At 39.9% G+C, this 18,957-nt stretch carries 16 protein-coding genes and 1 pseudogene; 8 read left to right on the forward strand and 9 right to left on the reverse strand.

Going from position 1 to position 18,957, the window contains the following annotated elements; translation table 11 throughout:
- Window positions 1-327: pseudogene (locus HDT10_RS03100) on the forward strand (sugar transferase); the annotation flags it as partial.
- Window positions 328-467: 140 nt separating this feature from the next.
- Here HDT10_RS03100 and HDT10_RS03105 read toward each other — a convergent pair.
- Window positions 468-1,517, reverse strand: a complete 1,050-nt coding sequence (locus HDT10_RS03105; RefSeq protein ID WP_290879881.1) for a type II asparaginase — start codon at window positions 1,515-1,517, stop codon at window positions 468-470.
- A 332-nt stretch (window positions 1,518-1,849) separates the two neighbouring features.
- Window positions 1,850-4,606: an autotransporter domain-containing protein gene (locus tag HDT10_RS03110; RefSeq protein ID WP_290879884.1), complete on the reverse strand. Its 2,757-nt coding sequence runs from the start codon at window positions 4,604-4,606 to the stop codon at window positions 1,850-1,852.
- A gap of 225 nt (window positions 4,607-4,831) precedes the next feature.
- Between HDT10_RS03110 and HDT10_RS03115 the strand changes: the two genes are divergently transcribed.
- On the forward strand, window positions 4,832-5,473 hold the full coding sequence (locus HDT10_RS03115; RefSeq protein WP_290879887.1) for a recombinase family protein: 642 nt from the start codon (window positions 4,832-4,834) through the stop codon (window positions 5,471-5,473).
- Between the two features lie 433 nt (window positions 5,474-5,906).
- Here HDT10_RS03115 and uvrB read toward each other — a convergent pair whose 3' ends face one another.
- The gene (uvrB, locus tag HDT10_RS03120; protein ID WP_290879890.1) at window positions 5,907-7,880 is read right to left on the reverse strand and encodes an excinuclease ABC subunit UvrB; all 1,974 of its coding nucleotides are present in this window, start codon (window positions 7,878-7,880) and stop codon (window positions 5,907-5,909) included.
- A 130-nt stretch (window positions 7,881-8,010) separates the two neighbouring features.
- Here uvrB and HDT10_RS03125 point away from each other — a divergent pair, with 130 nt between their 5' ends.
- The 4 genes from HDT10_RS03125 to HDT10_RS03140 are packed head-to-tail and all read left to right on the forward strand — an operon-like array spanning window position 8,011 to window position 10,634.
- Complete coding sequence (locus HDT10_RS03125) at window positions 8,011-8,247, forward strand: hypothetical protein (RefSeq protein ID WP_290879892.1); 237 nt, start codon at window positions 8,011-8,013, stop codon at window positions 8,245-8,247.
- Complete coding sequence (locus HDT10_RS03130) at window positions 8,244-8,630, forward strand: hypothetical protein (RefSeq protein ID WP_290879894.1); 387 nt, start codon at window positions 8,244-8,246, stop codon at window positions 8,628-8,630. Before HDT10_RS03125 ends, HDT10_RS03130 begins: the two co-directional genes overlap by 4 nt.
- The gene (locus HDT10_RS03135; protein WP_290879896.1) at window positions 8,599-10,506 is read left to right on the forward strand and encodes a primosomal protein N'; all 1,908 of its coding nucleotides are present in this window, start codon (window positions 8,599-8,601) and stop codon (window positions 10,504-10,506) included. The genes HDT10_RS03130 and HDT10_RS03135 overlap by 32 nt, the downstream gene beginning before the upstream one ends.
- Entirely contained in the window at window positions 10,503-10,634 is a 132-nt protein-coding gene (locus HDT10_RS03140; RefSeq protein WP_290879897.1) for a hypothetical protein, read from the forward strand. The genes HDT10_RS03135 and HDT10_RS03140 overlap by 4 nt, the downstream gene beginning before the upstream one ends.
- Window positions 10,635-10,720: 86 nt before the next feature.
- On the opposite strand, the gene HDT10_RS03145 is transcribed toward HDT10_RS03140, so the two are convergent.
- The 6 genes from HDT10_RS03145 to HDT10_RS03170 form a co-directional block, all read right to left on the reverse strand.
- Window positions 10,721-12,817 (reverse strand): ribonuclease J, encoded by a 2,097-nt coding sequence (locus HDT10_RS03145; protein ID WP_290879899.1) that lies wholly within the window; start codon window positions 12,815-12,817, stop codon window positions 10,721-10,723.
- A gap of 15 nt (window positions 12,818-12,832) precedes the next feature.
- Window positions 12,833-13,621 carry a 16S rRNA (adenine(1518)-N(6)/adenine(1519)-N(6))-dimethyltransferase RsmA gene (gene rsmA, locus HDT10_RS03150; RefSeq protein WP_290879901.1) on the reverse strand — a complete coding sequence of 263 codons (789 nt, stop codon included), beginning with the start codon at window positions 13,619-13,621 and terminating at the stop codon, window positions 12,833-12,835.
- A 69-nt stretch (window positions 13,622-13,690) separates the two neighbouring features.
- Window positions 13,691-14,365: a prepilin-type cleavage/methylation domain-containing protein gene (locus HDT10_RS03155; protein WP_290879903.1), complete on the reverse strand. Its 675-nt coding sequence runs from the start codon at window positions 14,363-14,365 to the stop codon at window positions 13,691-13,693.
- A 15-nt stretch (window positions 14,366-14,380) separates the two neighbouring features.
- Entirely contained in the window at window positions 14,381-15,559 is a 1,179-nt protein-coding gene (locus HDT10_RS03160) for a hypothetical protein (RefSeq protein ID WP_290879904.1), read from the reverse strand.
- Window positions 15,560-15,572: 13 nt separating this feature from the next.
- Window positions 15,573-16,781 carry a threonine ammonia-lyase gene (gene ilvA, locus HDT10_RS03165; protein WP_290879906.1) on the reverse strand — a complete coding sequence of 403 codons (1,209 nt, stop codon included), beginning with the start codon at window positions 16,779-16,781 and terminating at the stop codon, window positions 15,573-15,575.
- Window positions 16,781-17,215, reverse strand: coding sequence for a CoA-binding protein (locus HDT10_RS03170; RefSeq protein ID WP_290879909.1), 435 nt, complete (start codon window positions 17,213-17,215; stop codon window positions 16,781-16,783). Before HDT10_RS03170 ends, ilvA begins: the two co-directional genes overlap by 1 nt.
- 140 nt (window positions 17,216-17,355) lie before the next feature.
- On the opposite strand from HDT10_RS03170, the gene hisD reads away from it, so the two are divergent.
- Window positions 17,356-18,678 carry a histidinol dehydrogenase gene (gene hisD / locus HDT10_RS03175; RefSeq protein ID WP_290879912.1) on the forward strand — a complete coding sequence of 441 codons (1,323 nt, stop codon included), beginning with the start codon at window positions 17,356-17,358 and terminating at the stop codon, window positions 18,676-18,678.
- Window positions 18,678-18,944 (forward strand): DUF2018 family protein, encoded by a 267-nt coding sequence (locus HDT10_RS03180; protein WP_290879914.1) that lies wholly within the window; start codon window positions 18,678-18,680, stop codon window positions 18,942-18,944. The genes hisD and HDT10_RS03180 overlap by 1 nt, the downstream gene beginning before the upstream one ends.
- Window positions 18,945-18,957: the final 13 nt, after the last annotated feature.

Here is an 18,957-nt window from a genome sequence, read left to right on the forward strand (position 1 = left end):
AAGCTAGGGCAAGCATTGATTCTAAACTCTAAGAGTCTGTGGGGATATATTAGAATGCCTTATGTGCTATCTTATATTAAAGAATCCCATAAAAAAGAGATTTTAGAATATGAAGCAAAAATTAAAAAGAATCCCTCTTTGAAATTGCCAAAGCTAGAATCTTATCCCGACTATAAAGAAGCCTTAAAAGAAAAAGAATGCTTCACTTATAAACTTGGAGTTGCCTTAATGCAAGCGGATAAAGATTGGTATAAAGGAGGGTATTTAAGATTCTATTTTCAAGAAGTTCCAAGACTTAAAAGAGAGTTTAGGGAGAAAAAGAAATGAGACCGCATAAAGCAATCTTAATAATGGAATCTTAAGTCCAATAGCGGGATTCTAATGCTTCACACATTCCTCACAATGGCTCGCTTCATTTAAATATGGCAATCTATGCTTGCATAGGAGAATGCAAGCATAGATACAATCTAATAGAGGTCAAAATATTTTTGAATTTCTTTTGGGTTTTTTGTTTTCGTAAGGGCTAGCATTAAAAGCACCCTTGCTTTTTGTGGGTTGAGGTTATTAGCATTTACGAATCCTTGTTGGATTTCTTCCTCGCTAAGTGGGACTAATCCAGAACCCACGCGTGAGCTTTTTGCCACGACAAGTTTTTTCTGCGCTAAAAGATCAATGAGGTAAGCTTTTTGATTTTCGTGAATGCTTCCCGCGCCACTTCCTGCGACAACCAAGCCTTTTGCTCCAGCATTTAAAAAGGCTTCTACCGCAACTTTTGAACCATCATTAGCATAAGTATAGACAATATCTACTTTGGGCAATTCTTTCAAGCCTTTAACACTGAAAGGAGAATCTTTGGTATGGGGTTTGACACTAAGAGAATTAAAAAATACTTTTCCATCTACGATGTAGCCGATTTCTCCGCTATTGGGTGCTTTAAAGGTTTCTACATTGAGCGTGTGCGTCTTGCTTACTTCTCTTGCGCTATAAATTTTGTCATTGATTGCCACCATTACGCCTTTGTTTCTTGCATTTTTGTCTCCCGCAAGCGCAACTGCATTATAAAGGTTTTTAGGTCCATCGGCACTAATAGCCGTTGCGGGTCTCATTGCTCCTGTGAACACAACAGGTTTGTTATTTTTGACAACAAGATTCAAAAAATAAGCTGTTTCTTCCATTGTGTCTGTTCCGTGAGTGATGACGATTCCATCAACTTTAGAACTTCCCAAGAGTGAATTGACTTTGTCTGCGAGTGTCAGCCAAACTTGGTCTGTCATATTGGAGCTATCAATGTTTGCTACTTGCTCGCCACTGATATTCGCAATGTTTTTTAGCTCGGGCACAGCATTAATTAATACCTCAACCCCTAAACTTCCTGCCTTATAACCTGTGGTTGCAAGGTCGCTTTTGGCTTCCCCAGCAATCGTTCCACCTGTGGCTAGAATCACGATATTGGGCTTTGCAAATGCCATCATACTCACTCCTAGCAAAGTCAAAATTCCAATGAATAACTTTTTCATTCCAACTCCTTAAAATAAAGATATTAAAATTATAGCCAAAAATGTTAAAGATTCTTATTGCGTCCTTGTGAGGAATGAAATGACGCAGTAATTTATACTCTTGCACACTTGCGCATTGCCATACTTGTTATTGGAGATTTCACAATGACAGAGTAATAAAATTGCACAAGAACGCGTAAGCGAGTTTGTAAAGACAATGTTTATAAAGAAAAGATTTTAAAAGCAAGCATTACGACTATCTTCCTTTGGGAAGATAGCAAAAGGAGGATAAACTGAAATTCTAAAACGAAGTGTGTGCGTCATAAGACGCAAGCAACACTCGTTTATCGTTGTTAAAATCTATATTTTAATCCCGCATTTCCGTTTAAATAGGTTTCGTTTTTAGATTCAAACTTCCCTGCTAGGATTTGTTTTGCGCCTAAACCTACATTTAATACCCAATCTTGTGTAAGCTCTATATTGCCTCCAAGCAAGATTTGTCCATAAGTGCGTTTTTTATCATCTCCATCAATAGAAAAGTTTGTGTTTGAACCTACGAATTTTGCGACAAAATCATCACCATTATTGACGATATATTGTTCAACTTTTGGCACAACATAGAGATAAGAGCTACTTCCGAAGTATTTTCTGTATTCTAATCCCACATCAATACTTACAGAATTGTTTGTAGAGGATTGGACGTGTTGGGCTAGGATTGTGCCTTTTTCTGTATAAGAAGGTGTAAAGCTATAATAATAGTTTAATCCTGCAAAAGGTTTTAAGAAGTTGCCATTAGAGAGGTCAAACACTCTCCCTAAGCTTCCGCTTAAGCCAAAGAATTTTTTGGTAAAGTCAGCAGTGTTTAGCCCTGCAATATTGCGTGATTCTTGGTCTGTTGAGCCCCATTGTCCATAGCCTTTAAGCCCTAGTTCCCAAGTTTCTGCGAATTTAACCAAAGAATAAAGCCCGATTTGGTAGTTGTCTGCTTCTTGCTTTAATGCGTTATCTTTCAATGTAGAGTTAGCATAAGTGAAATAAGCACCCAAGAGTAGATTATCAGTTACATTTCCATCTACTCCCAAAGTTACACCATAGAGCCCACCGCTATCGCCATCAATGATGCTTGCACCACCAAATGCGTTTGCCCACACGCTTGCTTTGTAGGTATCATAGTAGTTTCCTGTTGCGTCAGAGCCGATATTTGCAAGTCTTGCTCCATAAGGGTTATTATAGGCTGCGACACGATTGCTAATAGACATTTCGTTTGCGATATTGATTCCACTTAATGCGGAAGTAGAAGCATTTGCAAGCGTAGAAGCAGATTTCGCATTCTCTCTTGTATTTTTGAAGAAATTGCGATTCGTAATGACATTTAAGGCTTCATTGACATTCACAGAGCTACCCGCAAAAGAGCTTAAAATCCCATACGCTTCGCTTAGATTCCCTGCATTCTCTAGTGAAACGCTTGTCGCTTTTAAGTCTCCTGAATCAGTTGCAAGAGCCATAAGAAGTTTATTTTCGTTTTTGTTCGTTGTTACGATGAGGGCTTGTTGTGCGATTCCAGCATAATTGTCTCCCACAAGTGTTGCAAGATTTTCTTGAAGTTTTTCTGCGTCTGTTGCCGCTGTGGAAATAGTTAGTGCGGTGAATTTGTCTGCAAGTTGTGTTTCAGCTTCGTCTAGTTTAGCGATATTTGCTTCTGCTTGAGCTTTGATTGCTTCTTGTTTGCTTTTTTCTGCTTGTGCATCCGTAAGTGCTGTTTGTGCAGCTACTTTTTGTGCATCTGTGGAAGCAGAATTATCAAGAATCCCTTGTTGTGTTGTGATAGCGGTATCCGCGGCTGTAATAGCAGCAGTTGCGGCAGTAACTTTATCACTCTCTGCTGTTTTCACATTTGCGATAGCTTCGCGTGCAGTACCGGTATCGGAGGAACTAGTTCCAATTGCAGCTTTATCTGCAGCGATTTGAGATTCTATCGCAGTATTGAGTGCTGTGATGATTTCTGCTTGTGTTGCATTTTTTGTCGTATCTGCTGCTAAACCTCCTGCTGCCTCAACTTTGACAAATAAAGTCTTTTTGTCTTCAGAGATATAGAGCGTGTAAGATCGCTCGGTACCGGGAGTGCCTCCTGTTTGCGCCTCTTGGTAAAACATTAGATCTTCAACTTCAATTCCCGCGAGTAGGCTTGGATTATCTAAGAATCTCGCTGCATTTGCAACAAAACGTACTGTGGGATTGTTTTCTGTGAGGTTCGTCCCCCAAAGCTTGCTTGTCGCATCTTGTGTGCCAAGCGAAGCAAGGGCGAATCCACCCTCTGCAATCATTAGATTGAGGTCGTCCGCTAATGCACGCTCCAAAGTATCAATTGTGAATGTTGAACTTGCATTCAAACTGATTTGTCCGTCGTTGGCAGGCGGTGTGTCTCCTCCAGCCTTTCGCACGCTAATAAGACTGTTCAAGTTATAGAAGTTATAGAAATAATAATCTGTTGCTCCACCCTCTGTATAAGAGCCTGTAACATTAATCTTACCGGATTGTAAGCCTACATCTCCTTGCATATTAACTGCACCTTTGATATTCAATGCTCCTTGAGCGATTCCAAGTTCTGTGCCACTAGCTTGTGTAAAATCCCCTGTAATATCTAGCTTGCTTCCTAAGATATTTAAGGCATTGTTATTTGTAAAATTCCCTGTGATAGTGGAATCCTTGCCTACATTGAGTGCCCCTCCATTGGTGATTCCATTTGCGTGAGTGCTCGTGAGATCAAACCCATAAAATTTATTGTTTGGGTCATCAATCATTTGTAAAGTAGAACCAAAAATATCTGTGTCTGCTGCACCTAGGGTGATTTCATTAGCTGCGTTATCTACGATGATTCTGCCATTTGCACCTAGCAATGCTTGCACTTTTACTGCCTCAGTAGTAGGGAGCTTAATTGCTAGTGTGGCATCGTTGTTTTTGTTTTTGTAATTATTCGTTCCCTCTTGTTTGATGAAATTTGTCTCAAACTCCGATTTTGTTGTAACATCTGTCGCATACAAGCTAAGCGCAGATAAACTTAAAGCCATAGAACCAACTAAGCAGCGGCTCGCAATCAATGAGATTTTCATTTATTCTCCTTATGTTTTTTGTGATTCCTAAATTTTATTTGCTATCATAAGGAGAGCTTGCAGTGTATATGGGAAAGCTAAAGGGGACAAAACTTTCAAAATACCTCCTTGCTATCTTTCTTAACTGCCCACTCTCCTTATGTCCGCAAATAAAATAAATTGGACGATTAATTTTCATTTCACTCTAATGTAAGCTATAATTCTCAAAAACTACTAGGAAGCCCATTGAAACGCATTGCATATATTAGGGTTAGCACAAATAAACAGGATTTAAACACGCAAAAACTTCAAATTTTTGAATATTGTCAAAACAAAAAAATTGCAATAGATGATTGGTTTGCAGTAGAAATAAGCTCCAAACAATCACAAGAAACAAGAAAAATCGCCACATTGAAAAAGAGTTTAAAGAGCGGTGATTTACTGATTACCACAGAATTATCAAGGCTTGGGAGAAATATGCTTGAGACGATTTCTCTTGTTTTGGAATTAGAAAACAAAGGAATTTCAATTATTTTTATACGACAACCCGAGCTTACGACTTTTGATAATGCCTTGTCCAAGTTGCTTTTGAGTATTTATGCTTATGTGGCTGAAGCGGAAAGGGAGTTTATCTCTCTAAGAACCAAAGCGGGATTGCAAAATGCCAAGCTTAAGGGCAAAAGGCTAGGGCGTCCCAAAAACTCCTTTAATAGTGTGTTTGACAAGGATATAGAACGAATCAAAATGCGGATTAAACAAGGAGAGCGCATTAAAGACATTTGGCGTATTTTGGGATATGAGAAGTTCAAAACTTATGAAGCATTTTTGTGGTTTTGCAAAAGTCGGAATCTGCTTTTAGGAAAGGAAGAGGAGAAAGGTAAAAATTAATTAAGCTTTTTTTGATAAAATTAATCGTCCAATTTATTTTACTTTTATTGCTTGCATTCATTATCGTCATCATATAAAACCCTCTTATAAATCTTAATGCTATTCCCTATTTTATAATTCTACCGCATCCTTGCAAATATAAGAAAGGCAATCTATCGTTTTGCAAAAAGTAAATTTTGCAATGGAATCTTTAAGATAAAGCTATAAATCGCCACGCGTGATAAATCACGCTCGCGAGGACACAGTGGGAAATGTCATTGCGAGCGAAGCGAAGCAATCCATAATCTAGCAATTCTATAACTTTAACCTTGCTTTTTAGATTTTACTTGTTATAAGATTATAGATTGCCACAACCCTAGAGGTTTCGCAATGACAAATAACGACAGGTTTTGCAGATTTGCTTGCAAGGACATAATGACGCAAGCACTTTGACTTATAATGCCCTAAGTTTAGCAATCTCATCACGCAATCTTGCTGCTTCCTCAAATTCTAATTTCTTTGCCGCTTCGTGCATTTTCTTGCTTAGCTCTTTGATGAGTTTTTCACGCTCGGCTTTGGGCAATCTGTCTTTGCTTTTTTTGGCTTTTTCATAGAGCATTCCCAAATCTTGATTCTTTAAATCCTCATCTAGCTTTCTTGAAACGCTTTGCGGTGTGATATGGTGTGCTTTGTTATATGCAGATTGCTTGTCTCTGCGATAATCCGTAATCTCCATAGCTTTTTGCATAGAGGGAGTGATTTTATCTGCAAAAAGCAAGACATGCCCATTAAGATTCCTTGCCGCGCGTCCCATTGTTTGAATTAGGCTTGTCTCACTACGTAAGAATCCCTCTTTGTCTGCGTCCAAAATCGCAATTAAAGACACTTCGGGCAAATCTAGCCCCTCACGCAGTAGATTGATTCCTACCAAAATGTCAAATTCTCCAGCCCTTAAAGCGCGAATGATTTGATTGCGCTCAATCGCATCAATATCGGAGTGCATATAGCGCACCTTGAGTCCTAAGTCGCTGTAATATTTCGTTAATTCCTCTGCCATTTTTTTGGTAAGTGCTGTTACAAGCACGCGTTCCCCTCTAGCAATTACTTCTTTTGCCCTATCGTAGAGAATCTCCACTTGTCTATCCACCTCTAGCACTTCATAAGTCGGGTCTAGCAAGCCTGTCGGGCGAATCAATTGTTCTGCTGTATGCGTGCCACTCAAATCTAGCTCTTTTTGTGCGGGTGTGGCAGAAACAAACAAGAAATGTGGGGCTTTTTCTATAAATTCTTCGTATCTTAAAGGACGATTATCTAGTGCGCTTGGCAAGCGGAATCCATACTCTACAAGCACTTCCTTGCGACTTCTATCTCCGGCATACATTCCGCCAAATTGTGGCAGGCTCACGTGGCTTTCATCTACAATCAGTAGGTAGGGTTTGTTTTTTTGTGCAAAATAATCTAATAGAGAATAGGGCGTCTCACCGGGTTTTTTGCCGGTTAAATGACGCGCATAGTTTTCAATACCTTTGCAGATTCCTGTCGCACTAATCATTTCCAAATCAAATTCTGTTCGGGATTTTAGGCGTTCGTATTCTACCATTTTGCCTTGAGATTTGAAAAACTCTAGTCGTGTTGCCAACTCTTCCTCTATGCTTTTAATCGCGCTTTTTAGCCTCTCCTCACCCACAATAAAGGGATTTGCTGCATAGAGCACAAAGGATTCTAGCTTTTTAAGTAATTTTCTATCCACAGAGTCCGAAAGACTAATGGATTCTAATTCATCTCCAAAAAATTCTAGGCGCAGAATCTCATCTTCACTATATGCGGGATAAATGTCTATGACTTCTCCATTGACACGAAAGTCTCCACGATTGAAAAAGTTATCATTGCGTTTGTAACCCATTTCTACTAAACGCAACAAGAGGGATTTTTGATGGTAGGATTGTCCCTCCTCAAACTTTTCAATCATTTCCAAATATTCACGCGGGTTTCCTAAGCCATAGTTTGCCGAGACAGAAGCGACTACAATGCTATCATCATAGGCTAGAAGCGAAGTAGTGGCACTTAGCCGCAACCTCTCTAGTTCCTCATTAATGCTAGAATCCTTTTCAATAAACAAGTCTTGACGCGGAATGTAAGCTTCAGGCTGATAATAGTCAAAGTGTGAGATGAAGTATTCTACGTGATTTTTGGGAAAAAAGCCTTTAAATTCACTATAAAGTTGTGCTGCTAAAGTCTTGTTGTGCGTCATAATCAAAGTTGGCATTTGTAGAGATTCTATGATATGTGCCATAGAGAAAGTTTTGCCACTTCCTGTTACACCAATGAGTGTTTGGTATTGGTTGCCTTGTCGGATAAAACTACTTAAAGCCTTAATTGCTTCTGGTTGGTCGCCAGAGGGTTTAAAGGGAGAGTGTAATTTGAACATAAATGAAACCTAAAGTGAATTAAAGTGTGAATTTTTGCATAAGATTCCTTAGAAATCTTGCGTTTTTTATATAAAAGGCTTAAAATAATGCTAAAATAAAATCTACTTTTACTTGCAAGGAAAGATGAATATGGAAGAAGCAAAAAACCTCTCAAGCAAACTCTTAGAAGGTATTGATGCACTGATAGATGAATTGCAAAAACAACGAGACGAGAGCCAAGCATTGCGTCAGCAAATCGTGCTGTTAAAAGCCGAAAATGAAGCAAAAAATAGCGAAATTAGTTCGCTTTACGATGAAATCGGCGTCAAAGAACGTGAGCTAGAAAATGTGCTTAACAAAATCCAAAATGTTCTTGGTCGCCAATGAACGAGAGTGATTTTTTTCGCGTTTGCATTATGGGACGTTATTACGATATTCCCATAAGTGAAATTTCAAGTGCGACATTGGAATCCTTAAAATCTCTAGTAGATGAATCCAATAACATTAATCCAATTGACCTTTTACGCATCTTTTTAGAATACTCTGAAATTAATAATGTGCTTAAAAGTGGGATTCTAAAAGCAAATCAGAAATTACAAGACTTAGAATCGCAAAATCAAATCCAAACAATAAATCCAATCCCCCACGAAGCCGACAATATTCAAGAAGTAAAAGCAACAGAAAATACAATAGAATCTTTGGGCGAAGAAGCAGTGATTGCGCAGTTGGCGCAATCTGATGAGATTTCAAACCAAGCCAAATCAAGTTAATTTGCATAATCTACCCCTCTTTTATTATCAAATTGCCCCTCTAAAACGCAATTCCCCCTTATTGACTTATGTGAGCCAAGAGGCATTAGAAATTGGCACATTAGTAGAGATTCCATTAAAAGAAAAGCAAGCGCAAGGCGTTGTATTAAGAGAGTGCGAAAAACCAGAATTTGAATGCAAAGAGGCTTTGCCTTTAGGCTTTAAATTCTCACCCTTACAATGTCAAGTTGCGGAATTTATCGCAAGCTATTATTGCTCCTCTTACGCACTTAGCTTTAGCCTTTTTACACCTTTTGCTAGGGATTCTATCAAGAATTTTCCAAGTTTAAATTTCACGCTCAAGCCTTTAAGTACCAAACAGCAACAGGCTTTAGAGTTTATTAATGCGCGTCAAAGCTCTTTGCTCTTTGGTGATACGGGGAGCGGCAAGACAGAAATTTATATCCATTTACTCAATCAGACTTTGCATAAAGGCAAAAACGCACTTTTTCTAATGCCCGAGATTTCGCTCACGCCCCAAATGGAAAAGCGTCTCAAGGCGGTTTTTGGCGAATGTCTTGCGTTTTGGCATTCTAAAATCACAAGCAAAGCCAAAAAGGAAATTTTGCAAAATTTAAAAGAGGGCAAAGTCAGAATCCTAGCCGGTGCGCGCTCGGCACTCTTTTTGCCCTTAGAGGGTTTGGATTTAATCCTCATAGATGAGGAACACGATGATGCGTATAAATCCAATTCTAAGCCGCGTTATCACGCACGTGATGTGGCTTTGTATCTCGCTAAAATACAAGGAATCAAGATTGTGCTAGGCAGCGCAACGCCTCTTGTAACGACTTACCATAAAGCCAAAGCACAAAATGCGATTTTTCGCTTGAGAGGGACATATTTTGAGACACAAAAAAGTTATGTGTTTTGTCCAAGTAGTGATGTGTTGGATTCTAGTATCTTAAGTGCGTTGGAGCAAAACTTCTGCGATTCTAAACAGGCGATTGTATTTTTGCCCACTCGTGCAAATTTCAAACATTTGCTCTGTCAAGAATGCGGGGCTAGCATAGAGTGTCCGCATTGTAGCGTATCTTTGAGCTTGCATAAGAGGGATTCTAGCTTGAAATGCCATTATTGTCATTTCACCCAAGCAGCTCCTAATGTTTGTCCCCAATGTGGTGGGGCATTGCAAAGCTTACGTATGGGGACACAGGAATTTTCTGAACATTTGATAAGATTCTTGCCAAATGCTAAAATTGCGTGCTTTGACCGTGATTCCATTACCACACAGCACAAACTCAAAAGCACCCTAGAGGCATTCAACCAACACAAAATTGATATTTTGGTTGGCACACAAATGCTCTCTAAAGGGCACGATTATCATAATGTGAATTTGAGCGTGGTTTTGGGCTTGGATTATCTTTTGTATAGTGGCGATTATAGGGCGAGAGAGAAAGCCTTGTCTCTAATGTTTCAGCTATCGGGTAGGAGTGGGCGCAAGGAAAATGGCAAAGTGCTTGTGCAGACTTTGCATCAAGGCTTTTTTGAAAAATTCTTAGGAGATTATGCGGGGTTTATAGAGGAAGAACTCGCAATGCGCTCACCTCTATACCCGCCTTTTGTGCGTCTTGCTTTGGTGCATTTTAGTCAAAAAAATCAAGAAAAATCGCAGCAATTAATGCAGCAAACCCTTATGCTTTTACAAACAAAGATTAACGCGGAATCGCTAAAGGTAGAGATTGTAGGAAGTGGAATCGCCCCAATACCGCGTATCGCAGGTAAATGGCGTTATGTGATTCTACTACGTAGCACAAAGGTAAAAGATTTGCACCAAGCACTTTTACCCTTGTGTGAAATGACTTGTGAAATAGATATAGACCCGATAGAGTTTGCTTGAGAAATGTTATTCTTATGGATTGCTTCCACGCACCTAGCAAGGACGCAGTGGGGAATGTCATTGTGAGCAAGTTTGCAAAACTTGCGTGGCAATCTATCGTAATGCACTTTAAGGGAATCAAACAATGAAATTTTAAGATTCAAAGGCGAGACTTTAGACAATCAAAGAATCTCACCCTTAATTTTGTAGGCTCTCGTTGGGATTCTATGCAATCTTACCGCAAATCCACGATAGGAATAATCGTTGGGTAACGTTTAGTCTTTTTAAACATTAGCTTTCTTAGTGCATTTCTTATCTCGTTTTCCATACCTTTTTGGCTATTATATAGCTCTTGTTTGCAGTTTTTCACAAAGAGGCTAAAAAACTCTTCAATCTCCTTATTGAATGCCATTGTATCTTTATTGGCAATAATCCCCATACTTTGAATGCGTGGCTTAGAAATCAAAGAATTTCTAGCTTTGCTTAGCTCTAAATGCACGATTAAGATTCCGTTTTCTGCTAGATTTTGCCTATCTAAAATCACATCATTAGAAATCGTGGAATTGACTTGATTGTCAATATAAGTTTTGCCTGTCTTCACGCTACGCACTTTGCGCAAATAATTGTGCGCGATTTCCATTTGGTCGCCATCTTCCATAAGATAGATATTGCGCTCCTCTACACCACAACTCACTGCGGTTTCTTTGTGTCTTAAGATATGATTATACTCCCCATGCACAGGTAAGAAGAATTTTGGCTTCACGAGACGCAACATAAGCTTTTGTTCTTCTTGTGCCGCGTGTCCGCTTGTGTGAATTTCACTAAAATCTTGATAATAGACTTTCGCGCCCGCTTTGTTTAAAAAGTTCAAAATATTAGACACAGAGCCTTCGTTGCCCGGAATCGCTTTAGCGGACAAAATAATTGTATCGCTGGGTTTGATTTTGACATGACGATGTTCGTCTGTTGCCATTCTATATAATGCACTCATCGTTTCGCCTTGTGAGCCGGTGGTTACAATCAAGACTTCTTCATCGGCATACTTCGCCACTTCGTGCGCTTCAATAAAAATATTTTGCGGCAAATCAATATAGCCCAAAGTCCTTGCGATTTCTAAGTTTTTCTCCATAGACCTTCCAATGACTGCGACTTTGCGTCCATATTTAAGTCCGTGGTTAATGGCTTGATACACGCGATGAATATTAGAGCTAAAAGTGCTCATAATCACGCGCCCTTTCGCCCGAGAAAACAACAAATCAAACGCTGGTCCTACACTTGCTTCACTCGGTGTGTAGCCATTTTTATGCGAATTAGTGGAATCGCTAAGCAGCAGCAGCACGCCTTGTTCTCCATAATATGCGATTCTATTTAAATCTGTTGGATAGCCATCAATGGGCGTGTGGTCAATCTTAAAATCTCCGGTATGAAAAATCAATCCCGCTTCGGTTTTAATAGCTAAGGCACTAGAATCCACGATAGAGTGCGTGATATGTATCCATTCAATCTCAAATTCTCCAATTTGGATAGGTTTTCGCTTCTCCACTGGGCGAAAAAGAGAGCGAAATTTTTTGAGCCCGTGCTCATCAAATTTAGAGCCAATCAATCCTAAGGGCAAAGGCGTGCCATAAATAGGGAATTGGTATTTTTTAAACAAATAAGGCATTGCGCCGATATGGTCTTCGTGCGCGTGCGTGATGACAATCCCTGCAATTTTGTCTTTAATTACTTCTAAATAGCTAAAATCTGGCACCAAAATATCCACGCCGTGCAAACTATCATCAGGGAAGCTCATTCCCGCGTCAATAATAATCGCGCTATTTTGCGTTTCAATAATCGTCATATTACCGCCAATCTCGCCCAAACCTCCTAAAGGCGTGATACGCACCTTGCCATTAGGATTCACCTCTACTTGAGAATGCAATGTGAGCGCACTCTCATGCACTTTGGCATTCAATTCTACGGCTTTACGCAATTCCAAGTTAGACGCATTGACTTCTTTATTGCCATAATTTTTATCAAACTTTCCGCGATTCTCTCTTGTCTCACTTGGATTGTTTTGCCCATTTTCTTGTTTTTTGAATCGTGGATTATGACGATTACGATTCTGTGGTTTTTGAGGGTTTCTTGGTTTTTCTATTCCACTAGCTTCCTCGCCTTGTCGCGGCTTGGGCTTGAATCGGCGTTTATTAGGTTTGGGATTCTCCCTATTTTCACCCTTTTCTTCTTTAGTCTTGTAAGGAGTTTCATAACTTTTTTCCGTAGAGCTTTCTAGTTTAGAATGTCTCTCGTTTGCGTTTTCTGTCCGATTTTCATTTGTTTTATTTTCTTCCATAAGAATTTCCGCCTTTTACAAAATTTTCAAAAGTCGGTGATAATTAGTCGTATCAATCTCGTGAGGTCGTTTTGTCGGGGGCAATTCTAAAGATTCTAAAGCCTCAAGCACTCTTTCTTTGTTATAAACTTTGCCCAAATTGTTTAAAATCGTCTTCCTTGGTGCGCTAAATGCAATCTTGAGTAATTCCTCTAACGCGCCCAAATCCTTAAGGGTTTGAGGGATTGCGGTTTTTTCTAGCAAAAACACCGCAGAGGTTACTTTAGGCGGTGGCACAAATGCGCTTGGAGGAACATCAAAGAGCAATTTCGCTCCTCCGACACTTTGCGCCAACACACTCAAGGCACTAAAATCACTTTGCCCGCATTGTGCGCAAAATTTCAATGCCACTTCCTTTTGCGTCATCACAACGCAACCAAGTGCTAGCGGGTCTTTTATGGTTTTAACCACTAGCAAAGTCGCAATGTAATAAGGTAAATTAGAAACGAGAAAATAAGGCTTCTCTCGCAAGCTAATCCCCGTCCAACTCTCTAGCACATCGCCTATTTCAAGGCATAATTGCCCACAATCTATTGCGACTTTAAAACGTTTTTGCAAATAAGGAATCAAATCCTTATCAACCTCATAAGCAGTGATATTCCCTAAGCCTAATAGCTTATTTGTTAGATCACCTAAGCCAGCCCCAATTTCTATATATTCTGCTTCTTTTATCTTGGGAATGGATTGGACAATCGCTTCTAGCACACTTTCATCTTGCAAAAAATTCTGTCCGAAGTGCTTTTTCGCAAGGTTTTGCTTATTCATTATTCTAATTTTTAGCACACCTTAAAATATGATTCTAATTGTAGCATAATTTTAAGAAAATTTCAGCATTTAGCATTTTTTAACAATTCCGCTTTCCAAAATACAAATCCCGACACTCTTTTTGCTGCTGCCTTGTAACTCTAAACGCACCATTCCGCTAGGAATCGTAACAGGTTCATAAGGTTTTTTGCAACGCAAAAACCCCAATTCGTTAAACAAAATTCTTCCGCCCTCACTCTCTCCACAACCCCCACTCATACTCACAGATAAGATTCCATAACGTTTGGTAATCGCCAAATCTCCTGCACGCAAAGCATTAGCAAACTTAGAATTGTCATAATTGTAACTATTAAGATACTTATTATCCAATGGGTCGCGTGCAATTTCTTGCGCATCGCGTGGGCGGTCATCAAAGTGCTTCGTGCTTACCGCACGCGCAGAATCGCTATAAATATAATACGCATAGCCAATGTCTTGGAGTTGAGAAAATTGCAATCTCCAAAAGGATTCGCTCCAACGTTTGCGTTCTGCTTCGCAGTAATCACTTTGACAAAAGGCACTCTGTGTAATCTGCTTCACACTGCTCAAACTCAAAAAACGTGCGTAGTTCAAATGAGCGATAATCTGATTTTGCGCTAAATGCAATTTAGAATCCGGAAACCAAGCAAAACCCAATGAAGCTAAAACGCCCAATATCCCAAGCACAAGCAAAATTTCTAGCAAACTCAATGCAGATTTCTTCATTTTACACAAGCTGCTTCAATAAGCATAAAAAGTCATAATGTGTTGATTATAATAAATAATTGGAATCTTTAAAGCATTTGGTTTGGGTTTGTTTGAAAGCCTCAAACCGCCTTCAGAGATTCCATAGAATCTTAAACGTTCCTGCATTTTTGCCTCTGTTTTAACACTATGGATTCCTTTGGCTTGAAGCGATTGTGCGATTTCTTTCGCAATAAAATGCCGAAAGGCAAAATGTTCATTAGCATTAGGAAAAAGCACAAAGAGCGGTTTAGACAAGAATAACATTCCACTTAACATTATCAAAAAGATAAAAGTCGCCAGAAAGGGAATCGTATAACGCGCGCGAAATTGAGGCAAACGCACACGAAGCCCGGAGAAATAAAGCTTTACCATTAGAGGAAGTGCTAGGAGAAGCAGAGGGGCGAAAGATTCTGTTTGCACGCGTTGGCGCAAGGAGAGCAGCCAAATAAACCCAAGTGCCGTGCTTGCAATATACCAAATTAAAGGCTTTTGGCTTAGATTGAAATAACGATAAATAGTATATAAAAAATACAAAAACAAAAGAGGAGAGAAAATCAACAACAAATGCCCATTCACATCTAAAAAATAGCTGCTTGGGTGTCCCCCAATTTCTAATCCGAAGTAATACATATTAAGCGCAAAAAATCCCAAAGACAAGAAAATTAAAGGCGTGTTTTTGCGCTCTATTCCATAAAAAATCAATGCGACAAACAGCAAGGCAAAGCTTTTATCCACAAAAACCATAAGGAGAAGTAACACATAAGGAATCGTACCGTATTTTTGCACCCAAATACACAAGATAAGCGTTAAGGCAATCACGATTCCGCTATTAGAAATAAGAATCGCAGCAGCGTTCGCGCCCGGAAGCAGCAAAAACAACATTGCACAAAAGAGCGCATCACTAGGACGTTTCAAAAATCCTTTAGAGAAATAAAAGATTAAGAACGTATTGCAAAAATGCAAGGATAAAAAAGGCAAACGCAAACCCCAATCATTCTGCCCCAAAAGACGCACGCTAAAGTAGCTAGCAAATCCGCCAAAACCGCTTGGATTAAAAAACTCTTGCGCCTCATCATAGCTAATGCTAAGAGTGCTTAACATCCACAAAAGCACGCTCACGCTCAAACAAAGCAGGACAAAGAACCAAAAATAAATGCGCGCTTGGGATTCCATTGTGTAAGTTTCCTTAAATCTCTACAAAAACATAGCCTTGTTTTTGTAATTGCAAGCGAATGGCGTTTTGATGCTCTTTCCCTTTGGTTTCAAGCATAATCGTAATATTAGTATCCCCAAAGGCAAGCGAAGTAGAAGTCCTATCAAAGTCAATTTTGACGATATTTGCACCAAGATTAGACAGCAAGTCGCTTAACTTTTGTAGGCTTCCGGGCTTGTCAATCAAGGTTACACGAATCTGCATTTTACGATGAGAGCGCACTAAACCTTTTTCAATGATTGTGCCAAGCATTGTTACATCAATATTGCCTCCACTAAGCACTAAGCCTAAAGATTCGTTTTCTCTAATTTTAAATTTATGGTGCAAAATAGCGGCAACGACACTTGCACCCGCACCTTCTACGACTAATTTTTGATTCTCTAGCAGATATAAAACTGCGTTTGCAATCTCTTCATCATCTACCATTACGACTTCATCTACGGATTCCAAAATGTATTCAAAATTCTTAGGATTCACATCGCGCACTGCAATGCCATCGGCGATTGTGCGGACAGATTGTGTGCTTTGAATCTCTTTTTTGTGATAAGAATGATACATTCCGGGAGCACCCTCTGCGACTACCCCGATAATTCGCACACTTGGGAGCATTTGCTTATAAGCCGCTGCGATTCCAGAAATCAATCCACCCCCACCAATGGGAACAACAATCGTGCTTAAATGGCTTTGGTCTTCAATGATTTCTAATGCGACCGTGCCTTGTCCAGCAATCACCTCCTCATCTGCAAAGGGGTGAATAAATTGCAAATGGTGTGTTTTGGCGTATTCTAAAGCATAGGAATAAGCTTCATCATAGTTATTTCCCTTGAGGATTGCTTCTGCTCCAAGTTCTTTTACGCCCATAACTTTTAACAAAGGTGTGGCTTCAGGCATTACAATCACGCCTTTGATTCCATAGTGTTTTGCGCTATATGCAACCCCTTGTGCGTGATTACCTGCACTTGAAGCAATCACACCACAAGCGCGTTCTTCTTGGCTCAAAGAGGAGATTTTATTAAAAGCCCCGCGCAATTTAAAAGAACCTGTGTTTTGCAAGTTTTCTTGCTTGACATAGACTTTTGCCCCACAAATTTGGCTAAGCTTGGGGGCAAATGCTAGTTTTGTATGCTGCACGACACCTTCTAGCCGCGCTTTAGCGTCCATAATCTTAGAGAGTGGAATCATTAGAGTAACCTTTCATATTCAAGTTTGATACATAAATTTTCAACATAGAGGATTTTTACATTATTAAGCATTTCCTTTGCTTGTGCATTTTCTAATCCCAACTGTACCCAAACACATTGGGGAGGATTTTTTAATTCTAGCACTTCGCGTGCCACTTGGGGTAGAGCCTCACTTTTACGAAAAACATTCAAAATATCTATGGACACCCCCGCTTGCCTCTGTGCTTCAAAGGCTTCTTGGAGGCTTTGATACGCTTTCTCACCTAGAATCTCGCCCCCTCTAGGATAAATGGGCAAGATTTTATAGCCCTTATCTTGCAAAAATTGCGCCACTCTATGGCTTGGCTTATTGGCTTCTGGAGAAAGTCCAAGCACCGCAATTACTTTGGATTGCTTCAAAATTGCTTGCAGCTTAGAATCTTGCAAATCTTGCATTTCGCGCCTTTAAAAAGTTTGGTAATAATTTTATCAAACTTTTGGACAATTTTACCCTAAAGCAGTGCAACATACAGAATCTAAGCGCATTAATAAAAATTAAACATTAAAAAGTTACAATACACCTTAAAGGAGCTAGAATGATTGCTGTGCTAAAAAATAGTGATACAGATTTTGAAACAAACTTTAAAGCCCTGCTTGCACGTGGTGCTATGGACATAGAAAGCGTGGAAGGACGCGTCAAAGAGTTGTTAGAGGAGATTAAAACGCAAGGACAAAGTGCGATTCTAGCACAAGTGGCGCGTTTTGATAATTGGAATCCCGCAAACTTTGCGGAGCTAAAAATCACACAAGAGCAAATGCAAAAGGCTTACGAAACCCTAGATAAGCCACTAAAGGATTCTTTACAATTAGCCTATGAGCGCATTTATGCTTTCCACTCCAAACAAAAGCCCAAAACTTGGCTAGACTTTGAAGAAAATGGAAACATTCTAGGGCAGAAAGTTACGCCAATGGATAGGGCAGGATTATATATTCCCGGCGGCAAAGCGGCTTATCCTAGCTCACTTCTGATGAATGCAATTCCGGCAATTGTTGCAGGCGTTCAAGAAATCGTGGTTTGCACGCCAACTCCCCATAACGAGCCCAACGCCCTACTACTCGCCGCAATGTTTCTGTGTGGAATCAAAGAAGCCTATAAGATTGGGGGAGCAAGTGCGATTGGTGCGCTCGCTTTTGGTGCGCAAAATTCGCAAGGAGAGGGAATCGCTAAAGTAGATGTTATCACGGGACCGGGAAATATCTATGTCGCTACGGCAAAAAAACTTGTCTTTGGCGAAGTCCATATTGATATGATTGCCGGACCTAGTGAAATTGGAATCTTAAATGACGGGGAGGCAAAAGCAGATTATCTCGCGTGGGATTTGCTCTCTCAAGCAGAACACGACGAAATGGCAAGCTCTATTTTGATTACCACCAATGAAAGCCTTGCGCACGAAGTCGCACAAAAGATTGAAGAGCTTTTGCCTACCTTACCGCGTAGAGAAATCACCGCAAAATCCATTAATGAACGCGGGGCAATCATTGTCGTAAAAGATATTCAAGAGGGCATTGCCTTGATGAATCAAATTGCCCCAGAACACCTAGAATTGCTCGTCAAGAATCCTTTAGAAATCTTACCTTGTATCAAACACGCGGGTGCGATTTTCATCGGCGAAAACACCCCTGAACCCATTGGAGATTATATTGCAGGACCAAACCACACCTTGCCAACAGGTGGAAGTGCGAAGTTTTTTTCACCCCTTTCCACAGAGCATTTTATGAAAAAATCCTCTATCATTGCATTTTCACAAAAGGGAATCAAGCAAATGGGGGCTGAATGTGGAATCCTCGCACACACGGAGGGATTAGACGCACACCAAAACGCTGTGCTTGCACGATTAAAATCATATAAGGAATCTTAATGGAACACATTTTAGAGGGTTTGCCTCAAGAAAAATGGATTGAGATTATTTTCAACGCTTCGCAGGGTTTAAGCGCGAAAGAGCTCACCAATATGCTAGAGCGTCAAGCGGCAATGGAAATTTTGCTAGAAAAACGTTTGGGCGAAATGTGGGAAGAGGAATTGGCTTATTTAATGCGTAGCGAAGAATCTTCAGAGGAAATCCACCGCCGCACACAAAATATTGCCATTGAGTCTATGGGCAATATCTTAACACAAAATGAGTAATGCGGTTTGCGAC

Source organism: Helicobacter sp., assembly GCF_014799995.1.
In the GTDB taxonomy this organism is placed as follows: domain Bacteria; phylum Campylobacterota; class Campylobacteria; order Campylobacterales; family Helicobacteraceae; genus Helicobacter_D.